General features: G+C 71.8%; 26 protein-coding genes and 1 tRNA gene. 13 read left to right on the top strand and 14 right to left on the bottom strand.

The features are described 5' to 3' along the window. Window positions 1-27: 27 nt before the first annotated feature. From AB0N90_RS28255 to AB0N90_RS28240, 4 genes are all read right to left on the bottom strand, one after another. On the bottom strand, window positions 28-255 hold the full coding sequence (locus AB0N90_RS28255) for a hypothetical protein (RefSeq protein ID WP_361674013.1): 228 nt from the start codon (window positions 253-255) through the stop codon (window positions 28-30). Window positions 256-350: 95 nt separating this feature from the next. Further along, window positions 351-1,235, bottom strand: a complete 885-nt coding sequence (locus AB0N90_RS28250; RefSeq protein WP_085565156.1) for an SDR family oxidoreductase — start codon at window positions 1,233-1,235, stop codon at window positions 351-353. Next, window positions 1,232-2,182, bottom strand: coding sequence for an alpha/beta hydrolase (locus AB0N90_RS28245; protein ID WP_365201334.1), 951 nt, complete (start codon window positions 2,180-2,182; stop codon window positions 1,232-1,234). The genes AB0N90_RS28250 and AB0N90_RS28245 overlap by 4 nt, the downstream gene beginning before the upstream one ends. After that, entirely contained in the window at window positions 2,179-3,735 is a 1,557-nt protein-coding gene (locus AB0N90_RS28240; protein WP_365201332.1) for an NAD(P)/FAD-dependent oxidoreductase, read from the bottom strand. The genes AB0N90_RS28245 and AB0N90_RS28240 overlap by 4 nt, the downstream gene beginning before the upstream one ends. Window positions 3,736-3,881: 146 nt before the next feature. On the opposite strand from AB0N90_RS28240, the gene AB0N90_RS28235 reads away from it, so the two are divergent. Further along, on the top strand, window positions 3,882-4,562 hold the full coding sequence (locus AB0N90_RS28235; protein ID WP_365201330.1) for a MerR family transcriptional regulator: 681 nt from the start codon (window positions 3,882-3,884) through the stop codon (window positions 4,560-4,562). A gap of 70 nt (window positions 4,563-4,632) precedes the next feature. On the opposite strand, the gene AB0N90_RS28230 is transcribed toward AB0N90_RS28235, so the two are convergent. Next, window positions 4,633-5,427: an exodeoxyribonuclease III gene (locus AB0N90_RS28230; RefSeq protein ID WP_365201529.1), complete on the bottom strand. Its 795-nt coding sequence runs from the start codon at window positions 5,425-5,427 to the stop codon at window positions 4,633-4,635. A gap of 85 nt (window positions 5,428-5,512) precedes the next feature. On the opposite strand from AB0N90_RS28230, the gene AB0N90_RS28225 reads away from it, so the two are divergent. Continuing rightward, entirely contained in the window at window positions 5,513-5,989 is a 477-nt protein-coding gene (locus tag AB0N90_RS28225) for a GNAT family N-acetyltransferase (protein WP_361674023.1), read from the top strand. 152 nt (window positions 5,990-6,141) lie between these two features. On the opposite strand, the gene AB0N90_RS28220 is transcribed toward AB0N90_RS28225, so the two are convergent. From AB0N90_RS28220 to galU, 7 genes are all read right to left on the bottom strand, one after another. After that, window positions 6,142-6,215 (bottom strand) — tRNA-Ala (locus AB0N90_RS28220). Window positions 6,216-6,305: 90 nt separating this feature from the next. Further along, window positions 6,306-7,475, bottom strand: coding sequence for a gephyrin-like molybdotransferase receptor GlpR (gene glpR / locus AB0N90_RS28215; RefSeq protein WP_365201327.1), 1,170 nt, complete (start codon window positions 7,473-7,475; stop codon window positions 6,306-6,308). A gap of 121 nt (window positions 7,476-7,596) precedes the next feature. Then, window positions 7,597-8,205: a GNAT family protein gene (locus tag AB0N90_RS28210; RefSeq protein ID WP_172636937.1), complete on the bottom strand. Its 609-nt coding sequence runs from the start codon at window positions 8,203-8,205 to the stop codon at window positions 7,597-7,599. Between the two features lie 20 nt (window positions 8,206-8,225). Next, window positions 8,226-8,726, bottom strand: a complete 501-nt coding sequence (locus AB0N90_RS28205) for a MogA/MoaB family molybdenum cofactor biosynthesis protein (protein WP_365201324.1) — start codon at window positions 8,724-8,726, stop codon at window positions 8,226-8,228. Beyond that, window positions 8,723-9,235 carry a cyclic pyranopterin monophosphate synthase MoaC gene (moaC, locus tag AB0N90_RS28200; protein WP_111586011.1) on the bottom strand — a complete coding sequence of 171 codons (513 nt, stop codon included), beginning with the start codon at window positions 9,233-9,235 and terminating at the stop codon, window positions 8,723-8,725. Before moaC ends, AB0N90_RS28205 begins: the two co-directional genes overlap by 4 nt. Before the next feature lie 104 nt (window positions 9,236-9,339). After that, on the bottom strand, window positions 9,340-10,662 hold the full coding sequence (gene glp / locus AB0N90_RS28195) for a gephyrin-like molybdotransferase Glp (RefSeq protein ID WP_361674029.1): 1,323 nt from the start codon (window positions 10,660-10,662) through the stop codon (window positions 9,340-9,342). Beyond that, the gene (gene galU / locus AB0N90_RS28190; RefSeq protein ID WP_365201321.1) at window positions 10,659-11,570 is read right to left on the bottom strand and encodes a UTP--glucose-1-phosphate uridylyltransferase GalU; all 912 of its coding nucleotides are present in this window, start codon (window positions 11,568-11,570) and stop codon (window positions 10,659-10,661) included. The genes glp and galU overlap by 4 nt, the downstream gene beginning before the upstream one ends. Before the next feature lie 122 nt (window positions 11,571-11,692). Here galU and AB0N90_RS28185 point away from each other — a divergent pair, with 122 nt between their 5' ends. After that, window positions 11,693-12,307, top strand: coding sequence for a 5-formyltetrahydrofolate cyclo-ligase (locus AB0N90_RS28185; protein ID WP_365201318.1), 615 nt, complete (start codon window positions 11,693-11,695; stop codon window positions 12,305-12,307). A gap of 70 nt (window positions 12,308-12,377) precedes the next feature. Here the strand turns inward: AB0N90_RS28185 and AB0N90_RS28180 are convergent, their stop codons facing one another. Beyond that, window positions 12,378-15,251: a penicillin acylase family protein gene (locus tag AB0N90_RS28180; protein ID WP_365201316.1), complete on the bottom strand. Its 2,874-nt coding sequence runs from the start codon at window positions 15,249-15,251 to the stop codon at window positions 12,378-12,380. Window positions 15,252-15,518: 267 nt separating this feature from the next. Between AB0N90_RS28180 and AB0N90_RS28175 the strand changes: the two genes are divergently transcribed. The 6 genes from AB0N90_RS28175 (at window position 15,519) to mscL (ending at window position 21,416) form a co-directional block, all read left to right on the top strand. Next, window positions 15,519-17,105, top strand: a complete 1,587-nt coding sequence (locus AB0N90_RS28175) for a potassium/proton antiporter (RefSeq protein ID WP_365201526.1) — start codon at window positions 15,519-15,521, stop codon at window positions 17,103-17,105. Window positions 17,106-17,396: 291 nt separating this feature from the next. Then, window positions 17,397-18,692, top strand: a complete 1,296-nt coding sequence (locus AB0N90_RS28170; protein ID WP_365201314.1) for an MFS transporter — start codon at window positions 17,397-17,399, stop codon at window positions 18,690-18,692. A 67-nt stretch (window positions 18,693-18,759) separates the two neighbouring features. Beyond that, the gene (locus AB0N90_RS28165; RefSeq protein WP_365201311.1) at window positions 18,760-19,080 is read left to right on the top strand and encodes an FmdB family zinc ribbon protein; all 321 of its coding nucleotides are present in this window, start codon (window positions 18,760-18,762) and stop codon (window positions 19,078-19,080) included. Between the two features lie 114 nt (window positions 19,081-19,194). Beyond that, window positions 19,195-20,028 (top strand): S-methyl-5'-thioadenosine phosphorylase, encoded by an 834-nt coding sequence (locus AB0N90_RS28160; RefSeq protein ID WP_365201308.1) that lies wholly within the window; start codon window positions 19,195-19,197, stop codon window positions 20,026-20,028. 224 nt (window positions 20,029-20,252) lie between these two features. Beyond that, a complete protein-coding gene (locus tag AB0N90_RS28155; RefSeq protein WP_365201305.1) occupies window positions 20,253-20,819 on the top strand; it encodes a hypothetical protein in 567 nt (188 codons plus the stop codon). Window positions 20,820-20,957: 138 nt separating this feature from the next. Next, window positions 20,958-21,416 (top strand): large conductance mechanosensitive channel protein MscL, encoded by a 459-nt coding sequence (gene mscL / locus AB0N90_RS28150; RefSeq protein ID WP_365201303.1) that lies wholly within the window; start codon window positions 20,958-20,960, stop codon window positions 21,414-21,416. Between the two features lie 4 nt (window positions 21,417-21,420). Here the strand turns inward: mscL and AB0N90_RS28145 are convergent, their stop codons facing one another. Continuing rightward, on the bottom strand, window positions 21,421-21,597 hold the full coding sequence (locus tag AB0N90_RS28145; protein WP_361674047.1) for a hypothetical protein: 177 nt from the start codon (window positions 21,595-21,597) through the stop codon (window positions 21,421-21,423). A 94-nt stretch (window positions 21,598-21,691) separates the two neighbouring features. On the opposite strand from AB0N90_RS28145, the gene AB0N90_RS28140 reads away from it, so the two are divergent. The 4 genes from AB0N90_RS28140 to AB0N90_RS28125 all read left to right on the top strand — a co-directional run bounded on the left by AB0N90_RS28140 (window position 21,692) and on the right by AB0N90_RS28125 (window position 26,339). Further along, window positions 21,692-22,942: a low temperature requirement protein A gene (locus AB0N90_RS28140; RefSeq protein WP_365201300.1), complete on the top strand. Its 1,251-nt coding sequence runs from the start codon at window positions 21,692-21,694 to the stop codon at window positions 22,940-22,942. Between the two features lie 102 nt (window positions 22,943-23,044). Beyond that, on the top strand, window positions 23,045-24,070 hold the full coding sequence (locus AB0N90_RS28135) for a P1 family peptidase (protein WP_365201299.1): 1,026 nt from the start codon (window positions 23,045-23,047) through the stop codon (window positions 24,068-24,070). A 150-nt stretch (window positions 24,071-24,220) separates the two neighbouring features. After that, window positions 24,221-25,435 (top strand): Ig-like domain-containing protein, encoded by a 1,215-nt coding sequence (locus tag AB0N90_RS28130; protein WP_361674053.1) that lies wholly within the window; start codon window positions 24,221-24,223, stop codon window positions 25,433-25,435. 157 nt (window positions 25,436-25,592) lie between these two features. Further along, window positions 25,593-26,339: a DUF6227 family protein gene (locus tag AB0N90_RS28125; protein ID WP_365201296.1), complete on the top strand. Its 747-nt coding sequence runs from the start codon at window positions 25,593-25,595 to the stop codon at window positions 26,337-26,339. Window positions 26,340-26,355 lie beyond the last annotated feature (16 nt).

The following is a 26,355-nucleotide window of genomic DNA, read 5'->3' as shown; positions in this document are numbered from 1 at the left end:
ATACCCGGCCGAAGCCGAGCGCCGCGGCTACGCGTCGTAGTCGTGGTCCATCCGGTCCTGCATCTCCGTGTCGTCGATGTCCTGACGACCACGGCTGGGCTGCTGCCCCTGCGAGCCCTGCTGACCACTCTGGCCGCGCTGGGGCTGGCCCGGCCGGCCGGGCTGACCGGCGCGCTCACGCGCCTGGTCCATCTTGCCCTTGCCCTTCTGCTGCCACTGGCCCTGGTCCTGGTGCTGCTGGTCCTTCGTACCCATATGGGTTCACTCCTGTGGTGAGTGAGAGTGGGGAGGTCGGCCCCTCAGCGGGGCCACGACCAGATTCACACGGCCCACCACGCCCCGCATGTGGATCAGTTACGTTCCGTGACCCGCGCCGCCTCGTCGGCCGCGCCGCCCGCGCCGACCAGCCCGGACCGCATCCCTTCGAGGCGCGGCCCGAACCGCTTCATCTCCCGCTGCCCCACCGACCCGATGAGCCCCGGGAGATACCCGCGCACGCTCTGCATGCCCCGCAGCCACCACTGCGCGTACACATGCGAGGACCGCCGCTCGATGCCCGCGACGATCCGGTCCACCGCGGGCCCCAGCGGATACGTCTTGTTCGACGGCCACGGCAGCCGCTGCCGCAACTCCCGCATGACGTCGTCCTGATCGGCCCCGCGCACCATGTCGGTGTCGGTCCACGACAGATACCCGACGCCGACCCGCACCCCCTGGTAACCGACCTCGGCCCGCAGGCTGTGCGCGTACGCCTCCACCCCGGACTTGGAGGCGCAGTACGCGGTCATCATCGGCGCCGGGGTGATCGCCGCGAGGGAGGCGATCTGGAGCAGATAGCCCCGGCTCTCGACCAGCACCGGCAAAAACGCGCGGGCGGTCACCGCCGAGCCGATGAGGTTGACCTCGATCACCCGCCGCCAGGCGTCCGGGTCGGAGTCGATGAACGGACCGCCCGTCGCCACACCGGCGTTGGCGACCACGATGTCGACCTTCCCGAACCGCTCCTTCACCTCCCGCGCCACCCGGGCCATCACCTCGTGGTCGGTGACATCGGCGTACCAGTGGGCGCTCTCGCTGTGCAGCCGCCCGGAGACCTCCTTCAGGGCCTCCTCCTCCAGCCCGACCAGCGCCACCTTCGCACCGCGCGCGGAGAGCTTGCGGGCGAGCAACTCGCCGACGCCGCGCGCCGCTCCGGTGACGACCGCGACCTGTCCCTCCAGATCGACCCTGCTCATGCGCCCTCCTTGATCGGCTGGGGAGCGACTTCGCCGGCCCCCGTGACATACGTGCTGACGAGGTCCCGGATCCGGCCCGTGACCCGCTCGGGCTCCTCGACCGGGGTCATATGGCCGGCGCCGGGCAGCTCGGTGAGTCCGGCGCACCGCGGCAGTTCGGCGACCAGGGCGTGTGCGTGCACCGGGGGCACGAGGCGGTCGGCCGTGCCGTGCAGGACCGCGGTGGGCATGTCCAGCCGCCGTACCCCGTGGTCGAGATCGAGCGAGGCGAGCACCTGGGACCAGGCGTGCCGGGCGCCGGTCGGGCAGCCGTGCACGATCCGCGCGCACGCCTCCACCATCTCCGGTGTCGAACGGGCGCCCATCGTGCCGTACTTGAGGATCCGCTTGGCGAGCGGGGTGACCGGTCCGAGCGGGGCGCGCGAGCCGAGGACGCCGGCGCTGAGCCGGGTGCGCAGCGGCCCCTCGCGCAGCGGCAGCACCCGGGCCTCGGCGACCAGGCGTGAACTGCCGGTGCTGGCCAGCAGGACGGCGGCCGCGTGGGCGCGGAAGCGGGGCCGTTCGGCGGCCGCCATGATCGTCATGCCGCCCATGGAGTGCCCGGCGATCAGGGCCTGTTCGCCGTCCACGAGCGTCGCGGCGAGCACCGCCTCCAGGTCGTCCGCGAGCGCGCGGGTGGTGCACACGGGGCTCGCGGGGCTGCGCCCGTGCCCCCGCTGGTCGTACACGATCACCCGGTGGTCCCCGGCCAGTTCCCGGATCTGCGCCGCCCAGAAGGCGGTCGAGCAGGTCCAGCCGTGGGAGAGGACGACGGCGGGCGCGTCCGTTGGCCCGTGCACCTCGACGTACAGCCGCGCGCCGTCGGTGGAGGGGACGGTGAGTTCCCGGGCCGGGGCGGGCGGGGCGTAGGCGCCGGAGGTCATGTGGGTGACACGGGGGCGGCTCATGCGGCGACCTCGTCGGTGCGGGAAGCCTCCGCGTTCTCAGGGGACTTGGCGGCCTGCGCACCCTCGGGGGCTCCCCGGGTCCCGGCGCCGCGGATCACCTCGTACTCCCCGAGGTCCACCTGCCGGGTGGCGCGCCGGAACTCGGTCGTCGTGCCGGGCCACACGGTGGTGTTGCGCCCGCTGGCGTCGAGGTACCAGCTGGTGCAGCCGCCGGTGTTCCACACGGTCCGCTTCATGCGCTCCTGGACCTTGTGGTTCCAGGCCGCGACGGCGCCCGGCCGGGCGTCGAGGGCGGTGCGGCCGCCGAGGACGTCGAGCTGGCGCAGATAGTCGGCCATGTAGTTCAGCTGGGACTCGATCATGAGGATCATGGAGGAGTTGCCGAGGCCGGTGTTGGGCCCGATGACCGTCATGAAGTTGGGGAACCCGGCGGCGGTGGCGCCGCGCAGCGCCTGCATGCCGCCCTTCCACGACTCGGCGAGCGTGATGCCCTCCGCGCCGACCACGCGCTCGGCGATCGGCATGTCCGTGACGTGGAAGCCCGTGCCGAAGACGATCGCGTCGACCTCGGCCTCGGTGCCGTCGGCGGCGACCAGGGTCGAGCCCCGCACCTCGCTGAGCCCGCTCGCGACGACGTCCACATTGGGCCGGGCCAGCGCCGGGTAGTAGGTGTTGGACAGCAGGATGCGCTTGCAGCCGATGCGGTAGTCGGGGGTGAGCCGGGCGCGCAGGGCCGGGTCCTTGACCGCGCGGGCGATATTGCGCTTGGCGAGCTGCTCGACCAGGCCGAGTTCGTCGGGGCGCTTGGTGAACGCCTGCACCTGGAGCTCCCGGATGCCCCACAGCAGGCCGCGGCGCAGCTGGGTGGTCAGCGGCAGGGCGCGGTGCAGCCAGCGCTCGGCGGGGCTGATCGCGCGGTCCACCCGGGGCATCACCCAGGGCGGGGTGCGCTGGAAGAGGGTGAGCCGGCCGACCTGCGACTGGATGGCGGGCACGATCTGGATGGCGGAGGCGCCGGTGCCGACCATGGCCACGCGCTTGCCGCGCAGATCGTAGTCGTGGTCCCAGCGGGCGGAGTGGAACACCTTGCCGGGGAAGGAGTCCAGGCCCGGGATGTCGGGCACCTTGGGGTCGGACAGCGGTCCGGTGGCGGAGACGACGACATCGGCGGTCAGCGCTCCGCGCGTGGTCTCGATGTGCCAGCGCAGATTCTCCCGGTCCCAGCTGAGCAGCTTGACCTCGGCGCCGAAGCGGATCTGCGGGCGCAGTCCGAAGACATCGGTGACGTGCTCCAGGTAGGCGCGGATGTGGCGCTGCCCGGAGAAGGTGCGCGGCCACTCGGGGTTGGGCGCGAAGGAGAAGGAGTACAGATGGGAGGGCACGTCGCAGGCGCACCCGGGGTAGCTGTTGTCCCGCCAGGTGCCGCCGACGTCCTCGGCCCGTTCCAGTACGACGAAGTCGGTGATCCCCTCGCGGCGCAGCCGCACGGCGGCGCCCAGCCCGCCGAAGCCGGACCCGATCACCGCCACCCTCACATGCTCGTGCTCGGCCATCCAGGAGCCTCCACGCCTCGCCTTGAAATGCCGCCCGTCAATGCTGCCAGTGAACACTGGCACGATGGGACTGTAGAGCAGCTCCGTACCGAGCGGTAGGGGGCGCGGGAAGGAAAGTTACCGGCGGTACACCATAGGCTTCGGGCGTGGCAGCAGACACCGAACACCCGGAGGCAGCCCGTCGGGGCCCGCGCGAGTACCGCACGGAGGAGCTGGCGCGACGGGCCGGCATCACCGTGCGCACCCTGCGCTTCTACCGCGAACGCAAGCTGCTGCCGCCGCCCCGCCGCGAGGGCCGTATCGCCTGGTACGACGACCACCACCTGGCCCGGCTGCGCACCATCGGCGCCCTGCTGGAGCGCGGCCACACCCTGACCGGCATCGCGGAGCTGGCCGAGGCCCTGGACCAGGGCCGGGACGTCGCCGACCTGCTCGGCGTCGGCACCCCCACCGAGGAGGAGCCGATCCGCCTCACCCCGGAGGAGCTGGCCGCCCGCTTCGAGGGCGAGGTCACCCCGGAGAACCTGGCCGCGGCCATGGAGCTGGGCTATCTGGGCACCGACGGCGACAAGATCGTGCACATCAGCCGGCGCCTGCTGGACGTCTCCTCGGCCCTGGTCCGCGAGGGCATCCCGCTCGGGGAGGTCCTGACGGCCGGCGCCCGCGTCCGCGAACACGCCGAGGCCCTGGCCACCCTCTTCTCCGACCTGATCCTGCGCCACGCCCCGGAAGAGGACCTGCACCGGCTGCGCCCCCTGGCGCGCAGCGTGGTGGAGGCGGAGCTGTCCCTGGCCATGGACCGGCAGCTGAACAAAAAAGAGGAGTAGGGGGAGTAAAAGAGGAGTAGGGGCAGTAAGAGGAGCAGGGGGAGTAAGGGGAGTAATCGGGTGAAGGGGACTAAGCGCCGTAGGTCACGGTCACCGGCGCGTGGTCGGACCAGCGCTCGGCGTGCGAGGCCGCCCGCTCGACCCGCGCCTTGAGGGCCCGCGCGGCGAGGCCCGGCGTGGCCATCTGGTAGTCGATGCGCCATCCGGAGTCGTTGTCGAACGCCCGCCCCCGGTACGACCACCAGGTGTACGGGCCGTCGACGTCCGGATGCAGGGCCCGTACGACATCGACGTAGCCGCCCTCCTCGGGGGCGAGGACCCGGCCGAGCCAGGAACGCTCCTCGGGGAGGAAGCCGGAGTTCTTGGTGTTGCCGCGCCAGTTCTTGAGGTCGGTCTCGCGGTGGGCGATGTTCCAGTCGCCGCAGACGACCACCTCGCGCCCCTCGGCGGCGGCGCGTTCACGCAGTTCCGCGAGATGGTCGAGAAACTCCGCCATGAAGCGGATCTTCTCGTCCTGCCGCTCGGTGCCGACCTCGCCGGAGGGGAGGTAGAGGGAGGCGACGGTCACACCGGGCAGCTCGGCCTCGACATAGCGCCCGCTGCCGTCGAACTCGTCGGACCCGAAGCCGATCCGCACCCGGTCGGGCTCGCGCCGGGTGTACAGGGAGACGCCCGCGCGCCCCTTGGCGGCCGCCGGGGCGTGCACCACATGCCAGCCCTCGGGTTCGCGCACCTCCGCGGGCAGCTGGTGCGGTTCGGCGCGCACCTCCTGGAGGCAGACGACGTCCGCCTCCGTCCCGGCCAGCCACGGCACGAAGCCCTTCTTGGCGGCGGCCCGCAGCCCATTCACGTTCACCGAGGTCACAGTCAGCACCACAGCACGATACCGGCACACTGGACGAAGCCCTCACGAGCGAGGGGTCCCTCCCGCACGGAAGCGCGATGCCCAGATGAACATTCGCCGCGTAGGTTTCGACCACCCCGACGCCATGAAGCTCAACGACGCGGTGCAGGCCGAATACGCCCTCCGTTACGGCGACGACGGCGATGAAACCTTCCTCACCCCGCAGGACTTCCTCCCGCCCCGGGGCGTGTACCTGATCGCGTACGACGAGTCCGACCGCCCGGTGGCCACCGGCGGCTGGCGCAGCCAGGAGCGCAACGACGAGGGCTACTCGGACGGTGACGCCGAGCTGAAGCGCATGTATGTGATCGAGGAGGTGCGCGGCCGGGGTCTGGCCCGCCGGATCCTGACCGCCCTGGAGGAGGACGCCCGCGCAGCCGGACGCCTGCGGATGGTCCTGGAGACGGGCACCAAGCAGCCGGAGGCCATCGCCCTGTACACCTCCAGCGGCTACGCGCCCTGCCCGAAGTTCGGTTACTACCGCTTCCACGAGGAGAGCCGCTGCTTCGCGAAGGACCTGTAGCCGGGGCCCTGGACGCGGCGGGGCCGGAGCGACGGACGCGAAGGCCCCCGCCACGGCCACCGGGCAGGCCCCGCCGGGGCAGCGCGGTCGGCGCAACGGCAATACAAATGTCAAAGCCCCGGTCGGTTTCCCGACCGGGGCTTTGAGCTGCGTGGACCTGAGGGGATTCGAACCCCTGGCCCCCTCGATGCGAACGAGGTGCGCTACCGGACTGCGCCACAGGCCCTTGCAACGAGTGAAACTCTAGCACCCTGATCGGGGTGCTTGGAAATCCGTTCCCGAACTGGTCAGGGGCGGCTTCCGGAGGGGACGGCCGTCACTCGTTGGCGGCGCGCGGACGGTCGCCGTCCTCGTACTGGTCGAAGAGCGGCGTGCGGCCGCGCTCACGGGAGCGGCGGGCGGAGGCGGCACGGCGCGCGTCGCCGCGGCCGTCGGCCGGCCGGTCCGCCGCGGCGGACGACTGCTCGCTCTCCTCGGCCGCGGGCGCCTGGCCCGTCTCCTCCGGGGCGACCGAGCTGGACCGTGCCGAGCTCCAGGTGTCCGGGGCGCCCAGGTCGACGCCGGAGGTGGCGCGCGGCGCGACCGGCGCGGTCACGTACGTGGGCAGGGGCACCGGCACCGGGTCCCAGCTGTCGCCGTGTCCGGGCCGCCGCTGCCGTTCGCGCTGCTGGTCGACCCACTCGGCGTGGTCGGTCTGCTCGACCAGGGCGCGCCGGTCGGCGGCGAGCGTGGAGAGGCCGGGGTCCGTGTCGGTCCCTGTGGCCTCCTCCGGTTCGTCGGCGGCGCGGGCGGCCTCCGGGGTCGCGCGCCGGCGCGGCTGGCGCTCACGCAGTCGCTGGGCGGCGGCCTCGGCGCGGCGGCGGTCCATCTGGTAGGCGAAGCGGCGGCGTTCCTGGGTGCGCAGATAGCCGATGTACGCGCTGAGGAGCACGGCGGGCGCGGCGGGCGCCCACAGGAAGGCGAGGCCGCCGACGGCGGCGACGATCGCGCCGACGGTGAAGGCGAGGAAGAGCAGCACGGTGGTGCGCCGACGGCGCGCGAGCACCTTCGTGCGCCGGGCGCGCGCTGCGGCCGCCTGTGCCGAAGGTGCCGAGGGGGCGCGTCGGGGTGCCGGTGCGTGCTGCTGTGCCGGGACCGCGGGGGCGTGGCCCCGGTCGGGTTCCGGGCTCCGGGACGCCTCGGGCTCGCCCTCCACCGGGACCTGACGGCGGGTCGGGGGCACGGCGAAGGCCCGGACGTCCACCGAATCGGTGACGGCGTCCGGATCGACGGCGCCCTGCTCCCCCTCGTCGGTGGAGCGCGCCCGCAGGTCCTTGGCGTATCGGCGCTCCATCCCCGCCCGTCCGGAAAGCAGCCGGATGGCGGTGCTGAAGCGTTCCGTCGGACGGGCTTCATTCAGCTCGTCCTGCCTACGGAGCCACATCGGCACCAAGTAGGCGGCCCAGGCCCCGACGATGACTGCGTAGATGAGGCCGCTGCTGCTCACGCCTCACACGGTAGAGGGGTTTGACCGAAGGGATCCGCCAATTGAGCCGGTGTGTCGCACGATCTGGCTGATATTTCCAGCATTTTTTGCGACCCTTAGGATCAGAATTTCGAACGTATATTCAATTTCTCGGTCCTTGCGCCGCCGACCGCGCCCGCCGCCACCGTCCGAGCAGCCCGTCCGGCACCTCCTCGGCGGTCAGCGCGAAGACCAGATGGTCGCGCCAGGCGCCGTCGATGTGCAGATACCGCGGCCGGGGCCCCTCCTCACGGAATCCGAGCTTCTCCACCACCCGGCGGCTGGGCCGGTTCTCCGGGCGGATGCACACCTCGATGCGGTGCAGTCCGACGGTACGGAAGCAGTGGTCCACCACCAGCGCGACGGCCGTCGGCATCACCCCGCGCCCGGCCACCGACTCGTCCACCCAGTAGCCGATGTGCCCGGAGCACATCGATCCCCAGGTGATCCCGGCGACCGTCAACTGCCCGACCAGGCGCCCCTGGTACTCGATGACGAACGGCAGCATCCGGCCCGCGTGCGCCTCGCGGCGCAGATGCCGGACCATCTGCCGGTACGTCGGCCGGTGCGCGACCGGGCCGCTCGGGGTGGGCGGCGGGATCGTGGCCTCCCACGGGCGCAGCCAGTCCCGGTTGCGGCGGTTCACCTCGCGCCACTCGCGCTGGTCGCGCAGCTTTATCGGCCGCAGGACGACATCGCCGTCCACCAGCACGACCGGCCAGGTCGACCCGTTCAGTTCGCACCCCCCGAGCTGGGTCTGGCGTGGTCGCCGCCGCGGAGCTGGTCGACGGCGTGGGCCAGCAGGGGCGCGAGGACGGCCAGTCCGTCCTTCACCCCGCCCGTGGACCCCGGCAGGTTGACGATCAGGGTCCGGCCGGCGACCCCGGCCACCCCCCGGGACAGCGCGGCGGTCGGCACCTTCGCCATCCCGAACGCCCGGACGGCCTCGGCGATGCCCGGCACCTCGTGGTCGATGACGGCGCGGGTCGCCTCGGGGGTGCGGTCGGTCGGGGTGAGGCCGGTGCCGCCGGTGGTGACGATCGCGTCGTACCCGGCGGCGACGCCCTCGCGCAGGGCGGCCTCCACCGGCTCCCCGTCGGGCACCACCCGGGGGCCGTCCACGGCGAAGCCGAGACGCGTGAGGCCGTCGGCGATCAGCGGGCCGCCCCGGTCCTCGTAGACCCCTGCGGCGGCCCGGTTGGAGGCGGTGATCACCAGGGCGCGGTAGCTCATGCCCGGCTCCAGTCGCCCGACTTGCCGCCCGTCTTCTCCAGCACGCGTACGTCCGTGATGACCGCTCCCTTGTCGACCGCCTTGACCATGTCGATCACGGTGAGCGCGGCGACCGTCACCGCGGTGAGGGCCTCCATCTCGACGCCCGTGCGGTCCGTGGTCTTCACGGTGGCCAGGATCTCGACGGCGTCGTCCGCGACCGACAGATCCAGTTTCACACCCGACACCGACAACGGGTGGCAGAGCGGGATCAGATCCGGGGTGCGCTTGGCGCCCATGATGCCCGCGATCCGCGCGGTGGCCAGCGCGTCTCCCTTGGGCACCCCCTCGCCGCGCAGCAGTTCGATCACGCGGGGCGAGACCAGGACGCGGCCGCCGGCGCGTGCGGTGCGCGCGGTGACGTCCTTGCCGGAGACGTCGACCATGCGGGCCGCGCCGGCCGCGTCGAGGTGCGTGAGGTGGTCCTGGGCGGGGGATCCGGGGGTCTGCCCCCGGGACGGTTCGGTCATGCTGTGCGGCGCTCCCGGTCCGGGCCCGCGCCGTGCGGTGCGCGGGCCTGCTGTGCGCGACACGGTACCGCCAAGTAGCCTCGCGCAGCCGCCCCGGACGTGCCTCAGCCGAGCGGTACGACCTCCACCTCAGTGCCGGGCTCGACGGACTCCATGTCCTCGGGTACGACGATCAGCGCGTCCGCGTGCGCCAGCGCCGCCACCAGGTGCGAGCCCGCGCCGCCGACCGGGGTGACCTCCCCGTCGGCGTACCGGCCCCGCAGGAACTGCCGGCGGCCCTTCGGGGAGCGCAGCGCCTTGTCGGCGGTGAGCGTGGCCCGCACCACCGGCCGGTGCAGATCGGTGAGGCCCATGAGAGCGCGGATCGCGGGGCGCACGAACAGCTCGAAGGAGACGTACGACGACACGGGGTTGCCCGGCAGCGCGAGCAGCGGCGTGTGGTCGGGGCCGATGGAGCCGAAGCCCTGGGGCTTGCCGGGCTGCATGGCCAGCTTGCGGAACTCGATGCCGCTGCCCGGCACGTCCTCGTCGCCGATGTCCGCCAGCGCCTCCTTGACCACGTCGTACGCCCCGACGCTCACCCCGCCCGTGGTGACCAGCAGGTCGGCGCGAATCAGCTGGTCCTCGATGGTCGAGCGCAGGGTGTCGGCGTCGTCGGCGACGGCGCCCACCCGGTAGGCGATGGCGCCCGCGTCCCGCGCGGCGGCGGTGAGGGCGAAGCTGTTGGAGTCGTAGATCCGGCCGTGGCCCAGCTGCTCGCCGGGCTGGACGAGTTCGCTGCCGGTGGAGACGACGACCACGCGCGGGCGCGGGCGCACCTTCACCGTGCCCCGGCCGATCGCGGCGAGCAGCGCGATCTGCGGCGGCCCGAGGATCGCACCGGCCTGGAGGGCGCGGTCGCCCGCCTTCACATCGCTGCCCTCGGCCCGTACATGCGCGCGTGCCTCGACGGGCCGGTGCACCCGCACCTGGCCCTCGGCGTCCTCGGGGGCCAGGCTGCGGGCCCGCATGCCGCCGGCCGGGCCCTCGCCGAGCCCCCCGTCGGTCCATTCGACGGGGACGACGGCCTCGGCGCCGGGCGGCAGCGGGGCGCCGGTCATGATGCGGGCGGCCTGGCCCGGTCCGACGCGCACCGGGTCGTCCGCGCCGGCCGCGACGTCCCCGACGACCTCCAGGGCGGCCGGGAACTCCTCGCTGGCGCCCGCGACATCGGCGACCCGTACCGCGTACCCGTCCATCGAGCTGTTGTCGAACGGCGGCAGCGACACCGGCACCGTGACGTCCTCGACCAGGACACAGCCCTGGGCGTCGAGCAGTTGGAGTTCGATGGGCTCCAGGGGCTGGACCGTGGCGAGGATGTCCGCCAGGTGCTGGTCCACCGACCACAGGTCGTCTTCGCCGGTCGGGCGGGTCGCGGCGCTGCTCAACTCTGCTGCATCTCCTCGGCTACGTAACTGCGGAGCCAGGTCCGGAAGTCCGGGCCCAGGTCTTCACGTTCGCATGCGAGTCTGACAATGGCACGCAGATAGTCGCCGCGGTCGCCGGTGTCGTAGCGGCGGCCGCGGAAGACGACGCCGTGCACCGGGCCGCCCGCCTTCTCGTCGTCGGCGAGCTGCTGGAGCGCGTCGGTCAGCTGGATCTCGCCGCCGCGGCCCGGCTCCGTCGTGCGCAGTATGTCGAAGACGTGCGGGTCGAGGACATAGCGGCCGATGATCGCGTAGTTGGAGGGGGCGTCGGCCGGGTCGGGCTTCTCGACCAGTCCGCTGATCCTGACGACGTCGCCCTCGGCGGTGGCCTCGACGGCGGCGCAGCCGTAGAGGTGGATCTGCTCGGGCGCGACCTCCATGAGGGCGATCACGCTGCCGCCGTGCTGCTCCTGGACCTCGATCATGCGCTGGAGCAGGGGGTCGCGCGGGTCGATCAGGTCGTCGCCGAGGAGCACCGCGAAGGGCTCGTGGCCGACGTGCGGGGCGGCGCACAGCACGGCGTGGCCGAGCCCCTTCGGGTCGCCCTGGCGGACGTAGTGCATGGTCGCCAGATCGCTGGACTCCTGCACCTTCGCGAGCCGTTCGGCGTCGCCCTTCTTCTGCAGGGCGGATTCCAGCTCGTAGTTGCGGTCGAAGTGGTCCTCCAGGGGACGCTTGTTGCGACCGGTGATCATGAGAACGTCGTCGAGCCCCGCGGACACGGCCTCCTCGACCACGTACTGGATCGCGGGCTTGTCGACGACCGGCAGCATCTCCTTGGGAGTGGCCTTGGTCGCCGGCAGGAACCGGGTACCAAGACCCGCCGCCGGAATGACAGCCTTGCTGATCCTGGGGTGCGACTGAGTCATGCCCGCCACCTTAACCGGCGACCCTTGGCGTGACCTGGGGCTGCGCTTGGCCCACCCTTTGACGACGACCGGGACGACATGAACGCCGTGAACGGCGGACGGAAAGGGTGCGGGAACGACCCGTGGAACACGACGGACGCGTGGACGAGCCTGACAAGAGGACGTTGCGGCGGGGCCTCCTCGCGATGAGGAACGGGCTGCCGGACGATGACGTACGGGAGTCGGCCCGTGCGCTGGCCGCGCGCGCCCTGGAGCTGCCCGAACTGGCGGGGGCGCGCACGGTCGCCGCGTACGTCTCCGTCGGCACGGAACCCGGCACCGGCGCGCTCCTCGACGCGTTGCGCGCGCGGGGCGTCCGTGTCCTGCTCCCCGCGCTGCTGGCGGACAACGACCTGGACTGGGGGGAGTACACCGGGCCCGGCTCGCTGACGGAGGTGCGGCACGGCTCGAAGATGGCCCTCCTCGAACCCTCGGGCACCCGGCTCGGCCCGGACGCCGTGACGGGCGCGGACGTGGTCCTGCTGCCCGGACTCGCGGTGGACACGCGCGGGATGCGGCTGGGGCGCGGCGGCGGCTCGTACGACCGTGTCCTGGCCCGGCTGGAGCGCGCGGGCGCGCGTCCCCGGCTCGTGGTGCTGCTCTACGACACGGAGGTCGTGGCGCGGGTCCCCGTGGAGGAGCACGACCGGCCGGTGCACGCGGTGGTGACGCCCTCCGGGGCGCGCCGCTTCACCTGAGGACGCCGGATACGCGGAACGGCCCTCCACGCGCGTGTGGAGGGCCGTTCCGGGTACCGGGTGCGGCGGGTCAGGGCTTGAGGACGAGGGTGTCGCTCGTGCTCTTGTCGACCGCCTTCGAGGAGTACGACCAGGGCAGCAGCTCGCCCTTGGCCCACTTGTCCGTCTGGTCCGTGTAGTGCGCGCTGAACGCGTGCCCGGAGGCGCCGGTCAGGTTGATCCACTTGGACTTGTCGAGGTCGGCGAGGTTGACGACCATCCGCATCGAGGGCACCCAGACCACGTTGTAGCCACCCGCGGCGTTCCAGCCGGTCGCGTCCACGGCCGCCTCACCGCCGTTGAGCTTCCAGGGGCCGCGGTTGAGCAGGTACTGGAGCACCTTGGGGCCGTCGGTGCCGAGCGTCTGGTTCTTCAGGAACAGGCGGTGCAGCCGGCCCCAGTTCCAGGTGTCGATGTCCTTGCCGAGCTTGGCGGTCAGCTCCCAGCGGGCGTCGATCATGGCGCGCGCGAAGAGCTGGTCCATGTTCTTCGCCGCCGGGCGGGTGCCCTGCTTGGGCGTCGTCCACCAGTCGCTGTCCGGCTTGTTCATCAGATTGCGCACGACCTCGAACCAGCGGTCGCCGCCGTCCGGCTGCGCCTGGTCCGCGGCACGCATGCCGCACTCGCGCACCTTGGTGTTGTCGTCGTCCACCGGGCCGGTGCTGTCGATCTTGTCGACCCACAGGCACTGGCCCTTGACGCGCAGCTCCTTGGGGAGCTTGTTGCCGAAGGCGAGCTTGAGGACGTTGCGCCAGACGGCGTTGAAGTACGCGGCGGCCGCGGAGTCGGAGTCCTGGGTGTAGTCCCAGCCCTCCAGCAGCTTCTGCGCGTCCCGCACGTTCTTGTCGGACAGGTTGATCTTCAGCAGCTTCGGCACCATGAGCTTGGCGATCTCGCTGCTGTCGTCCAGCTGCATCTGCCGCATGTCGTCGGTGGAGATCTTGCCGCCGCCCTTGATCTTGGACTCGATCAGGTCGGTGATCCGCTGGCTGCGGGTGCCGTAGCCCCAGTCCGTGGTCAGGGTGTACGGGTACTTGTCCTTGTCGACCACGGCCTGGTTGGCGGTGACGATGTAGCCGCGCTTGGGGTTGTACTCGTACGGCAGCTCGTCCTGCTGGATGTAGCCGGTCCAGCGGTACTTGGAGTCCCAGCCGGGCGCCGGTACGGAGCCGTCGTCCGCGGCGGAGCGCGTCGGGATCTTGCCCGGCAGGGTGTAGCCGATGTTGTTGCGGGTGTCGGCGTAGATCAGATTCTGCGAGGGCACGTCGAACTTGGCGGCCGCCGCGCGGAAGTCCTTCCAGTCGCCGGCCTTGTCGAGCGCGAAAATGGCGTCCATGGAGGTGCCCGCGTCGAGCGCGGTCCACTTCAGGGCGATGCCGTAGCCGTCGCCGCGGTCGGGGGCGGCGGTGGTGACGGTGGCCTTCTTGCCGACCTGGACCAGCTCGTCGTCGCGGTCCGACAGGAGCGGCATCCCGTCCTGGGTCTCGCGCACGACGATCGTCTTGGAGGCGCCGCCGGCGACCTTGATGGTCTCCTGGCGGGTCTTGAAGGGCCGCACCTTGCCGTCGTACAGGTAGCCGCCGGCGGTGACCTTCTCCAGGTAGAGGTCGCTGACGTCGACCCCGGAGTTCGTCATGCCCCAGGCGATGTCGGCGTTGTGGCCGATGATCACACCGGGCATCCCGGCAAACGTGTAACCCGTGACGTCGTACTGGCACTTGGCCGAGACGGTCCGGCAGTGCAGGCCCATCTGGTACCAGACGCCCGGCAGGGACGCCTCCAGGTGCGGGTCGTTGGCGAGCAGCGGCTTGCCGGTGATGGTGTGCTGGCCGCCGACGACCCAGGAGTTGGAGCCGATGCCCTGGCCGTTCACGCCGACGGCGGTCGGGAGGTCGTCCAGGGAGCTGTAGAGGCCCCCCAGTTGGCTCGTGAGGCCCGAACCGGAGGTGTCCGAGGTTCCGGAGCCGGTGGCGCCCGTCGTGCCCGCAGACGAGCCCGTGGCGCCGGTGGTGCCCGTCGCGCCCGGGTTCCCCGTCGTGCCGGTGCTCGTGCCCGTGCCGCTCGTCGTGCCCGTGCCCACGGGCGTGCCCGCGGCGGCGCTCTGCTCGAAGCTCTTGGTCAGCGCGTCGTACTGGCCCTCCTGCACGATCGGCTTGTTCCGGCTGTACGGGTACTCCGGGTACAGGTCCTGGATCTGCTGCGGGCCGAGCCGGCTCGTCATCAGGGCGCGGTCGATCTCGTCCTGCATATTGCCGCGCAGGTCCCAGGCCATCGCCTTCAGCCAGGAGATCGAGTCGACCGGGGTCCACTGCTGCGGCTTGTAGTCGTTGGTCAGGTTGAGGGCGGCGTACTCCAGGGAGATGTCCTTGCCGCTCTTGCCCTTCAGATACGCGTTGACGCCCTTGGAGTAGGCGTCCAGATAGCTCTTGGCGGAGGCCGACAGCTTGGTGTCGTACTCCTGCTTGGCGACCCGCTCCCAGCCGAGGGTGCGCAGGAACTCGTCGTTCTTGACCTGGCTCTTGCCGAACATCTCCGACAGACGCCCCGCCGTCATGTGCCGGCGCACGTCCATCTCGTAGAACCGGTCCTGCGCCTGGACGTAGCCCTGCGCCATGAACAGGTCCGCGTCGGAGGACGCGTAGATCTGCGGGATGCCGTTGCCGTCCCGCTTGACGTCGACCGGGCCGGACAGCCCGTCGAGCGTGATCGTGCCCGTGGTCTGCGGGAGGGAGGCGCGCACGGTGCTGACCGACCAGTAGCCCCCGTAGGCGATGCCCGCGATGACGGCCAGGACCAGCAGCAGGACGAGCAGTCGGGCTTTGCGCCCCTTCTTCCTGCCTGACTTGGCGGGCGCGGCACCGGTGGTGGCGGTGTCACCCGTTGTGGCGGTGGTGTTCGGGGGCATCGCTGTCCTTGCTGTCCTAACGCGAGCGGCAGGTCGGGCCATGACTTTGAATGAGCGCTGGAGCAACCATAGGCGCAGGACCCTGTGCGCCTTGACGCGGAGTCGGGAACCAGCGCGCACGAGCGTTCGATCTTCTCCCCCTAACGTCAAGAAAGCGTCAAGAATTAGGTAAGGTAACGAAGTACCTGGATGCGGTGCGCCGCAGCCTCGGATCTTGTGTTCGCGCGTCCGCGCGCCCCGCGCTCGGGCCAAGGAAGGGAACCGCCGCTGACTGTTCACCACCTCAACCAGCTTCTGCTCGTCTGCTCCCTGGTCCTGCTGGTCGCCGTCGCGGCCGTGCGGATCTCCTCACGCAGCGGGCTCCCCAGCCTGCTCGTGTACCTGGGGATCGGCATCGTCATGGGCCAGGACGGCCTGGGGCACATCCGCTTCGACAGCGCCGCCGTGACCCAGGTCATGGGCTATGCGGCCCTGGTCGTGATCCTCGCCGAGGGCGGCCTCGGCACCAAGTGGAAGGAGGTCCGGCCGGTCCTGTCCTCCGCCGCCGTCCTCGCGACCGCGGGCGTCGCGGTCAGCGTCGGGATCACCGCAGCGGGCGCGCACTATCTGGTCGGGCTGGACTGGCGGCAGTCGCTCATCATCGGCGCGGTGGTGTCCTCGACGGACGCGGCGGCGGTCTTCTCCGTACTGCGCAGAATCCCCCTGCCCGCACGGGTGACGGGCACCCTGGAGGCGGAATCGGGGTTCAATGACGCCCCGGTCGTCATCCTGGTCGTCGCCTTCTCCACGGCGGGACCGGTCGAGCACTGGTACATGCTGCTGGGCGAGATAGCCCTGGAGCTGGCCATCGGCGCCGCCGTGGGACTCGCGGTGGGCCTGGTCGGCTCCTGGGGACTCAAGCACGTGGCGCTGCCCGCCTCCGGCCTCTACCCGATCGCCGTCCTCGCGATCGCCATCTCGGCGTACGCGGCCGGCGCCCTGGGGCACGGCAGCGGGTTCCTCGCGGTCTATCTGGCCTCCATGGTGCTCGGCAACGCCAAGCTGCCGCACTGGCCGGCCACCCGCGGCTTCGCCGAGGGGCTCGGCTGGATCGCCCAGATCGGCATGTTCGTCCTGCTCGGCCTTCTGGTCACCCCGCACGAACTGGGCGACGACATCGTGCCCGCCCTGGTCATCGGCCTGATCCTGACCATGGTGGCCCGCCCGCTCAGCGTGGTGCTCAGCCTGACCCCGTTCCGGGTGCCCTGGCAGGAGCAGACCCTGATGTCCTGGGCGGGACTGCGCGGCGCCGTGCCCATCATCCTGGCGACGATCCCCATGGTGAACGGCGTGGACGGCAGCCGGCGGATCTTCAACATCGTCTTCGTCCTGGTCGTCGTCTACACCCTCGTCCAGGGGCCGACGCTGCCCTGGCTGGCACGCAAGCTGCGCCTGGGCGAGAAGGGCGAGGCGGCCGACCTCGGCATCGAGTCGGCGCCCCTGGAGCGGCTGCGCGGGCATCTGCTGTCCGTGACCATCCCCGAGGAGTCGCGGATGCACGGCGTCGAGATCGCCGAGCTGCGGCTGCCGTCCGGGTCCGCCGTGACGCTCGTCGTACGCGAGGGGAAGTCCTTCGTACCGCTGCCCAGCACGGTGCTGCGGCGCGGCGACGAACTCCTGGTGGTCGCCACCGACCCGGTCCGCGACTCGGCGGAGGCGCGGCTGCGCGCGGTCGCCCACGGCGGCAAGCTGGCGAGCTGGCTGGGCACGGACGGGGCGGACGCCGGGGGCGCACAGGCCGGGGGCCCGAAGCCGGGGAGCGCGCGGTCCGGGGGGTCGCGCTCCGGAGGCTCGCGCTCCGGGGGGTCGCGTTAAGAGCGGGTTTCATACGGTTCACACCTGGCGTACGCGCCGCGGAATCCCAGGCGACCGATCCGATGGTGCTCGCTTTCACAGCCCATGCGGGGGTGGCCCCTGTACGATGAAGGGGCACCCTGATCGAACCAACTCTGCCTGACGCAGAGCTGGCGCGACCGTATGGCGGCCGTGACGCCCCCCACCTTGCCGTGGGCGCCGGTATCTACCGCAGTCCGCGCAAGAGGACAGCTCTCGGCGCCCGGACCCCACACGGGACGCGCGCTACCAGGCGGCAGAAAGGCACGGGCCGTGGGATCCACGGTCACCGACGACTCGGCGAAGACCTCGACGGCCTCCTCCCGCCCCGGATACGGAGCACTGCTGCGCACCCGCGGCGCCTGGACCTTCCTGCTCCCCGGCTTCGCGGCACGCCAGCCGTTCGCGATGCTCACCCTCTCCATCGTGCTGCTGGTGCAGCACACCACCGGCTCGTACGGCGCGGCCGGCGCCGCCGCGGCCGTCACCGGCGTCTCCATGGCGCTGTTCGCGCCCTACAGCGGGCGCCTGGCCGACCGCTACGGCCAGCGCGCCGTGCTGCTCCCCGGCGTCCTGGTGCACACCCTGTCGGGTCTGTCCCTGACGGCGCTCGCCCTCGCGCACGCCCCGCTGTGGGCGCTGTTCCTGGCGGCCGTGCCGACCGGCGCCTCGGTGCCGCAGGTCGGGCCCATGGTGCGGGCGCGCTGGGGCGTGAAGCTCCAGGGCTCGCCCCTGATGGGCACCGCGACCGCGTTCGAGTCGGTCACGGACGAGCTGACCTTCGTCTTCGGGCCGCTGCTGGCGACCGCCCTGTGCACCGCCGTCACCCCCGCGGCCGGTCTGCTCACGGAAGCGGCGCTCACCCTCGTGGGTGGTTTGCTGTTCGCCGCGCAGAAGAGCACGCAGCCCGCGGTGACGGCCACGGGCGGGCCGGCGCACGTGGAGCACGGCTCCGCGCTCCGGATCCCCGGTGTGCGCGTGCTGATCGTGACCTTCCTCGGCATCGGCTCGGTCTTCGGCGGCATGCAGGTCTCCCTGGCCGCCTTCACCGAGTCGATCGGCGAGCCCGGCCTGAACGGCGTCCTGTACGGCGTCTTCGCCGCCGGAAACATGCTGTCCGGCATCGTCTGCGGCGCGATCGTCTGGAAGACGGCGCCCCAGCGGCGCCTGGTCGTCGGCTATGCCGCGCTCGCGCTGACCGCGTCCGCGCTGTGGACGGCGCACTCGGTGCTGCTGCTCGCCGCGCTCGGCCTGCTGGTCGGCATGTGCATCGCGCCGTCGCTGATCACCGGCTACACGCTGGTCGAGGCCCTGGTCCCGGCCCGGGCCCGCACCGAGGCGTTCACCTGGCTGACCGGCGCGGTCGCGCTCGGCCAGGCGGCCGCGGTCACCGTCGCCGGACAGCTGGAGGACCGGCTGTGGGACGGCTCGGGATTCCTGGTCCCGATGGGCGGTACGGTGCTCGCTCTGCTGACCCTGGTGGCGCTGCGTTCCGCGCTGACCGCCCGCCAGGAGACGCAGACCGTGGCACGTGGCGTCGGTCACCGCTCGCCGGTGACGGTGGACTGATCCCCGGGAATACGTCACTATGGAGCGTCGTTAGCACTCAATGAGTGAGAGTGCCAGGAGGAAGACAGTGCCGACCTACCAGTACCAGTGCACCGAGTGCGGCGAGGGCCTCGAGGCGGTGCAGAAGTTCACCGACGATGCCCTGACCGAGTGCCCCAACTGCAACGGGCGCCTGAAGAAGGTGTTCTCCGCGGTCGGCATTGTCTTCAAGGGCTCCGGCTTCTACCGCAACGATTCGCGCGGCTCCACGTCGAGCAGCAGCCCGGCGACGAAGTCGTCCGGCTCCTCGTCGTCCGGCTCGTCCTCGACCTCGGCGTCGTCCGACTCGAAGCCGTCGTCGACGTCCTCGACGTCCACGTCGAGCTCGGCCGGCACCTCCGCCGCCTGAGGCCGTACGCCCCGTTCCTTTTGACGCCCGCCCCGCCGTCCCCCGACGGCGGGGCATCCGGCGTTCTCCGGCAAGGTCTCCTGCGTGGCGTCACGGCCAGCTAATGTCTTGGCCATGGCGAACGCAGAGATCGGCGTAATCGGCGGCTCGGGCTTCTACTCGTTCCTCGACGACGTCACCGAGGTACAAGTGGACACCCCCTACGGACCGCCCAGCGACTCCCTGTTCCTCGGCGAGATCGCCGGCCGGCGGGTCGCCTTCCTGCCCCGGCACGGCCGCGGCCACCATCTGCCGCCGCACCGCATCAACTACCGCGCCAATCTGTGGGCGCTGCGTTCCGTCGGCGTCCGGCAGGTCCTCGGCCCCTCCGCGGTGGGCGGTCTGCGCACCGAGTACGGCCCCGGCACGCTGCTGGTCCCCGACCAGTTCGTGGACCGTACGAAGTCCCGGGCCCAGTCCTACTTCGACGGGCTGCCGCTGCCCGACGGCACGGTGCCGAACGTGGTGCATGTGTCCCTGGCCGACCCCTACTGCCCCACCGGACGGGCCGTCGCGCTGAAGGCCGCCCGGGGCCGCGACTGGGAGCCGGTGGACGGCGGCACGCTGGTCGTGGTCGAGGGGCCGCGCTTCTCCACCCGCGCCGAGTCGCTGTGGCACCAGGCGCAGGGCTGGTCGGTGGTGGGCATGACCGGCCACCCCGAGGCGGCGCTCGCCCGTGAACTGGAGCTGTGCTACACGTCCATGACCCTGGTCACCGACCTCGACGCGGGCGCCGAGACCGGCGAGGGCGTCTCCCACGAGGAGGTCCTCCAGGTGTTCGCGGCCAATGTGGAGCGGCTGCGCGGGGTGCTCTTCGACGCGGTCGCCGCGCTGCCGGTGACCGGGGAGCGGGACTGCCTGTGCATGCACGCGCTCGGCGGGATGGACCCGGGGTTCGAGCTGCCGTAGCGGGGCGGACGGGGTGACCGGAGCTGTGGACAAGTCGCCGTAGCGGGAGCGGAACCACACGTTCGGGTGGGCGAGTTTTCCACAATCGGGCGGTGGTCCACCGGCTCCGGCGGGATCCGGCGCGAGGCGTCATCGTGGACATCGCAAGCCGACGTCCCTCGTCCCAGGCGGTGACCCCGATGCCTCTCCCCTCTCTCCCCCCTCCCGCGCCCACCCCGCGCTCCGTGTTCCCTCCTCCCCTCCGCCTGCCCCGCCCCCTCGGCGCGGACGCGCCCGCGATCTGCGAGGTGCCGCCGTTCCCACCGGTGCGGGTGCGCGGCGGGCGGTACCGGGTGCAGCGGCTGGTACGGCACCGGGGGCGCGCGGTGGCGGCCGGCCTCGCGGTGACCGCGGCCGCGCTGGTGGCCGCGGGCCCGGGGACCTCCGCGCAGGCGCACCGCGCCGACCCGGCAGCGCGGCCCGCCCGGTCCGCGCGCGGCCACCCGCCCGCGACTCCCCTGCGCCCGCCGCACCCGGAGGGCCTGGTCGCGGCGCCGGTGCGGATCGCCGACGCGGCCACGGTCCGGCTGCTGCGCCCCGGCGACCGGGTCGATGTGGTCGCCGCGCAGGATCCGGCGGCCGGGGGCGGCGCCCGGGTGCTCGCGCGCGGAGTGCGGGTGACCCGGGTGCCGGAGCCGCTCGACGGCGCGGCCGAGACCGGCGCGCTGGTCGTGCTGGCGGTGCCGCGCGCCCTGGCGGCCGGGCTCGTCGGTGCGAGTGCCACGGCGCGGCTGGCGGTGACGCTGTGCTGAACCGGGTCGGACTTTTTCCCGGCGGCGCGCTGTCAAGTCGCTCCTTCGGGGGACGGGATTGGACAGTATGGCCGTACCGTGCCGTAGGTTGCGGAGCGTTTTGTTCCACAACCAGTGCATGCGAGGAGCGTCCCCGAGGTGAGCGCGAAGAAGGAACCGAGCGTCCTGCAAGGCTTCAAGGCCTTCCTGATGCGCGGCAATGTCATCGACCTGGCAGTGGCGGTCGTCATCGGCGCCGCCTTCACCAACATCGTCAACGCGCTGGTGAAGGGGATCATCAACCCGCTGGTCGGCGCGATCGGCACCCAGAACCTGGACAACTACAGCACGTGTCTGAGCGACTCGTGCCACGGCACCCACGGCATCCAGCTGATGTGGGGCTCCGTCCTCGGCGCCGCGCTGTCCTTCCTGATCACCGCCACGGTGGTGTACTTCCTGATGGTCCTGCCGATGTCGAAGTACCTGGCCCGGCAGACGGCCCGCAGGGAGGCGCGGGAGGGCACCAAGGAGGTCATCGAGGTGTCCGAGCTGGAGGTGCTCAAGGAGATCCGCGACGCCCTGGTCGCCCAGCGCGGCACCGGCCACGACGAGCGCTAGCGGTTCAGATGTGGTGGGGCGGCTTCTCGTCGAGGAAGCGCTTGAGGTCGGCGGCGCTGTCGCCGGCCGGCCGCTCGCCCCAGCCGCGGTCGGTGTCGTCCGCGGACTGCTGGTCCAGCGGATCGTCGAAGACCAGCGCGGGCTTCGGGTCACGCGGTCCGGGTGCGGGGGCATCGCTCATGCGTCCAGGGTACGGCCCCCGCACCGGTGGGCCGTGGGCCGCCGGTGAGCGCCCGCGCACGCCTCCGGCCCGGTTTTCTGCTGTGCTGAGAGGCATGACACCGAGTTCCACCCCGGCGCCCGCTGCTCCGGGCGCATCCCACCCCGCATCCCCTCCCTCCGGCCCCGTGCGACGGCTCACCGCGCGCGGGCGGCATGAGGCCCATCGGGTCTCCTCCCCGCTGGAGCTGCTCTTCGACCTGTGTTTCGTCGTGGCGGTCTCCCAGGCGGGCGTACAACTGGTGCACGCCGTCTCCGCGGGCCACCCCGGCACCGGGGTCCTCAACTACGCGATGGTGTTCTTCGCCATCTGGTGGGCCTGGATGAACTTCTCCTGGTTCGCCTCGGCGTACGACAACGACGACGTGCTCTACCGGGTCGTCACCCTGGTGCAGATCGCCGGTGTCCTGGTGCTGGCCGCCGGTGTCTCGCGGGCCTTCGAGCAGCACGACTACCTGACGGTCTGGCTCGGCTATGTGATCATGCGCCTCGCGATGGCCACCCAGTGGCTGAGAGCCGCGCGGACGGCCGAGGGCAGCGAACGCAGAGCCGCGCTGCGCTACGCGGGCGGGGTGCTGCTGTGCCAGGTCGGCTGGGCCGGTCTGGTGGTGCTGCCGCAGCCGGCGCGGCCCTGGGTGTTCCTGGTGATGGCGATCGCGGAGATGTGCGTGCCGCTGTTCGCCGAGCGGGACTACGAGACCTCATGGCATCCGCACCACATCGCCGAGCGTTACGGACTGTTCACGATCATCGTGCTCGGCGAGACGATCGCGTCCGCCACGGTCGCCGTGAAGTCGGCCGTGGACGAGCACTCGGCGCTGGGCGAGCTGCTGCCGATCGCGGCGGGCGGGCTTCTGATCGTCTTCTCCGCCTGGTGGATCTACTTCGTGGTGCCCATCCACGGCCATCTGCGCTCCGGCGGACGGGCGTTCCTGTGGGGGTACGGCCACTATCTGATCTTCTCCTCGGCGGCGGCGATCGGCGCCGGTCTTGAGGTGGCCGTGGAGGAGACGGTCGGCTCGGCGCACCTCTCCACGGCGGCCGCGTCGGCGGCGGTGACCCTGCCGACGGCGCTGTATCTGCTGACCGTCTGGGCCCTGCACGCACGGCACTTCAAGGTGGGCATCGCCCAGCAGCTGGTGCTGCCGGTCACCGCGCTGCTGGTGCTCTGCTGCACCTTCCTGGGCGGCTGGTCGGTGCTCGCGGCGGGCCTGGTCTGCGCGGCGGCGGTGGCGACCGGGGTGACCCTGACGGCCCGCATGGTCCGAAGGGAGCACACGGCGAGCGCCGGGACACCGGCCGACTGAGCCCTGCGGAGGCCGGCTGAACCTCGCGGACGCCGGCTGGGCCCTCCCCGCGGCAGGGCGAGCCCTTCTGGTGGCGGGCGGGGCTCGGGCAGACTGGCGGCCATGACAGTTGACGCACTGACAGATGTCGCCGGGGTGCGGGTCGGACACGCCACCCGGACCGGGGGCGGCCGGCTCACCGGAACCACCGTCGTACTGGCGCCGGAGGGCGGGGCCGTGGCCGCTGTGGATGTGCGCGGGGGCGGGCCCGGCACCAAGGAGACCGACGCGCTCGATCCGCGCAATGTGGTCCAGCGGGTCGACGCGATCGTGCTCACCGGGGGCAGCGCCTACGGGCTCGACGCGGCGTCCGGGGTGATGGCCTGGCTGGAGGAGCGGGGGCGGGGTGTGCGGGTGGGACCCGACCCGTCGCATGTCGTGCCGGTGGTGCCCGCGGCCTGTGTCTTCGATCTGGGGCGCGGCGGCGACTTCCGGGCCCGTCCGGACGCCGCGACGGGCCGCGCGGCGGTGGAGGCGGCGGCCGCGAGCGCGCCGGGCGCCCTGGTGCCGCAGGGCTGTGTGGGGGCCGGCACGGGCGCCGCGACCGGCCGGCTCAAGGGCGGCATCGGCACGGCGAGCACGGTCCTCGAATCGGGGATCACGGTCGCCGCCCTGGTGGTCGCGAACGCGGCGGGATCGGTGCTGGATCCGGAGACGGGGGTGCTGTACGGAGAGTTGTACGACGGCCGGGTCACGTACCCGGAGAAGAAGGTGCACGAGGCCGCGCTGCGGCGGCTGGAGGAGTCCGGCGCGGGCCGTACGCCGCCGCCGCTGAACACGACGCTGGCGGTCGTCGCCACCGACGCCGAACTGACCAAGGCCCAGGCCCAGAAGCTGGCCGGTACCGCGCACGACGGCATCGCCCGCGCCGTCCGCCCGGTCCATCTGCTGCACGACGGCGACACGGTCTTCACCCTGGCCACCGGCGCCCGTCCGCTCGCCGCTCAGCCCCTCGCCCTCAACGAGCTGCTCGCCGCGGGCGCGGACCTGGTGACCCGGGCGATCGTCAGGGCGGTGCGCGCGGCCGAGCCGGTCGAAGGACCGGGTGGAGTGTGGCCGTCGTACGGGGAGTTGTACGGGCGGTCGTAGGGGGAGCGTGTCGCCGTCGGGCGCGGATTGTCGCGGTTCTGTCACGTCGTGGCCTTACGAGGTCTTGGGGGGAACCTCAGGGACTGTTTGCGCACTCTTTCTTGGCGCATGGGAACGGACCACGCACATCACACGAACCTGGAGCAGCCCGTGACAAGGCCGGACATTGCAGCGCGGCGCACACTCGGGGCCTGTGCCGCCCTGATGGTCGGCGCCCTCACCCTGACCGCCTGTGGCGGCGACGCCAACGCCTCGAACAAGGGCGGCGGCAAGGACTCCCCGAAGACCTCGACGGCGAAGATAGCGATCTCGGCGAAGGACGGCGCGACGGACGCGTCCGTCAACGCGACCGGGGTGAAGGTCAGCGACGGCACGCTGACCGATGTGAAGATGACCGTGTCGGGGTCGCAGCAGGCCGTGCCGGGGGCGATATCGGCGGACGGCCACAGCTGGAAGCCGAAGCAGCGCCTCGAACTCGGCACGAAGTACCAGATAGCCGCGCGGGCGAAGGACGCCGAGGGTCGCCCGGCGGCGGCCAACGCCATCTTCAGCACCGTCAGTTCGGCCAGCAGCTTCATCGGCACCTACACGCCGGACAACGGCAGCACGGTCGGTGTGGGCATGCCGGTGTCGTTCACCTTCAACAAGTCGATCAGCGACAAGAAGGCCGTGCAGTCGCACATCACGGTCAACTCCAGCAGCGGCCAGCAGGTGGTCGGGCACTGGTTCGGCGACCGGCGCCTGGACTTCCGGCCGCAGGAGTACTGGAAGGCCGGCTCCAAGGTCACGATGAAGATCGACCTGGACCATGTGCAGGGCGCCCAGGGCCTCTACGGCGTGCAGAAGAAGACCGTCTCCTTCACCGTCGGGCGCTCGCAGGTCTCCACGGTCGACGTCAACACGCAGACGATGACCGTGGTGCGCGACGGCCAGACGCTCAAGTCGGTGCCGATCTCCGCGGGCAGCCCGGAGCACACCACGTACAACGGGCAGATGGTGGTCTCCGAGAAGTTCACCCAGACCCGGATGAACGGCTCGACGGTCGGCTTCGGCGGGGAGTACGACATCCCGGACGTGCCGCACGCGATGCGCCTGACGTCCTCGGGCACCTTCATCCACGGCAACTACTGGTACAACAAGGGCAATCCGCCCTTCGGCCGGCAGGGCACCAGCCACGGCTGCGTCGGCCTCGCGGACGTGCAGGGCGCGCAGGGCGACACCTCGGCGAAGTGGTTCTTCGACAACACGCTCATCGGCGACGTGGTGATCGTGAAGAACTCCCCCGACACCACCGTGTCCCCGGACAACGGCCTCAATGGCTGGAACATGTCCTGGAGCGCCTGGACCGCCGGAAGTGCCGCCTGACCGACGGGTTTTGACGGGTTTTGGGGCCGCGCGGGAACTTCTCGCGCGGCTCGCGCGTTTTTCCGGTGTTCGTTTTCCCCATTCCCGGACATGATGTCCGATCGAGGGGCTACGGTATGCACCCACAAGGTGACATGCAGCAACGCCGGGAGATGCCTTGAGCGTTCCGTACGAGACGGCAGCGCCCGAACCAGCCGAGTCGCCCGAGTCGCCCGAGGAGCACCTCGCGCGGCTCCTCGGCCGCGCCCTGAACTCCTTCGAACTGCCCGACGAGGTGATCCGACGGCTCGACTGCGCGCTGGCGCACGACAGTTCGCTGCACTCCGCGCACCACAGCGCCGGGCTGCACCGGGAGACCTACCGGCACACCTGGCTGCTCGCCGACGGCTCGGCCCTCACGCTGTGGGAGCTGGCGCACAACGCCACCCCGGGCGGCGCCCCGGATCATGAGGTGTACACCGACGAGGAGGAGCTCCAGACGGCCACCTCGCGGCTCGGATTACCCCCGGACGCGCCCGAACTGGAGCTGCCCGCGCCGACCTGGCTGTGGGCGGTCCCCGCTCCCCGGCACATGTTCGCCTGCGGCGACTCCGCCGACCACGCCCGCCGGCTGCTGCGCCGCGCGGAGAACGCGGACCGTCCCGATGACCGCACGGCCGGCCTGCTGGCCACGGCGACGGCGCACGAGATCACCCAGGCCTTCGGCCGTCCGGGCCGGGCGGGCCGCTCGGGGCTGAGCTACGTGCTGTACGAACACGCGTTCCTGCTGCCGGACGACAGCGAGATCTCCCTGTGGGAGGTCGAGCACACGGCGACGCCGGACGGCCGCCATATGTGCGAGGTGTACCTGTCGGAGGACGCGGCCCGTTCCGCGATGGAGCGGCGCGCGGCGCGACAGGGCTGACGGGCGGACCGACAGG

This window comes from Streptomyces sp. NPDC093018, from assembly GCF_040684035.1.
In the GTDB taxonomy this organism is placed as follows: Bacteria; Actinomycetota; Actinomycetes; order Streptomycetales; family Streptomycetaceae; genus Streptomyces; species Streptomyces murinus.
This window is presented reverse-complemented; position numbering and strand designations above follow the sequence as displayed.

Excerpts from the sequence above, each read along its gene's own strand:
- AB0N90_RS28180 (WP_365201316.1), bottom strand. The coding sequence starts at position 15,251 with ATGCCCCCGAACACCACCGCCACAACGGGTGACACCGCCACCACCGGT.
- galU (WP_365201321.1), bottom strand. The coding sequence starts at position 11,570 with ATGACTCAGTCGCACCCCAGGATCAGCAAGGCTGTCATTCCGGCGGCG.
- AB0N90_RS28255 (WP_361674013.1), bottom strand. The coding sequence starts at position 255 with ATGGGTACGAAGGACCAGCAGCACCAGGACCAGGGCCAGTGGCAGCAG.
- AB0N90_RS28240 (WP_365201332.1), bottom strand. The coding sequence starts at position 3,735 with ATGGCCGAGCACGAGCATGTGAGGGTGGCGGTGATCGGGTCCGGCTTC.
- AB0N90_RS28205 (WP_365201324.1), bottom strand. The coding sequence starts at position 8,726 with ATGAGCTACCGCGCCCTGGTGATCACCGCCTCCAACCGGGCCGCCGCA.
- AB0N90_RS28135 (WP_365201299.1), top strand. The coding sequence starts at position 23,045 with ATGACAGTTGACGCACTGACAGATGTCGCCGGGGTGCGGGTCGGACAC.
- AB0N90_RS28245 (WP_365201334.1), bottom strand. The coding sequence starts at position 2,182 with ATGAGCCGCCCCCGTGTCACCCACATGACCTCCGGCGCCTACGCCCCG.
- AB0N90_RS28145 (WP_361674047.1), bottom strand. The coding sequence starts at position 21,597 with ATGAGCGATGCCCCCGCACCCGGACCGCGTGACCCGAAGCCCGCGCTG.
- AB0N90_RS28225 (WP_361674023.1), top strand. The coding sequence starts at position 5,513 with ATGAACATTCGCCGCGTAGGTTTCGACCACCCCGACGCCATGAAGCTC.
- AB0N90_RS28160 (WP_365201308.1), top strand. The coding sequence starts at position 19,195 with ATGGCGAACGCAGAGATCGGCGTAATCGGCGGCTCGGGCTTCTACTCG.
- moaC (WP_111586011.1), bottom strand. The coding sequence starts at position 9,235 with ATGACCGAACCGTCCCGGGGGCAGACCCCCGGATCCCCCGCCCAGGAC.
- AB0N90_RS28140 (WP_365201300.1), top strand. The coding sequence starts at position 21,692 with ATGACACCGAGTTCCACCCCGGCGCCCGCTGCTCCGGGCGCATCCCAC.
- AB0N90_RS28250 (WP_085565156.1), bottom strand. The coding sequence starts at position 1,235 with ATGAGCAGGGTCGATCTGGAGGGACAGGTCGCGGTCGTCACCGGAGCG.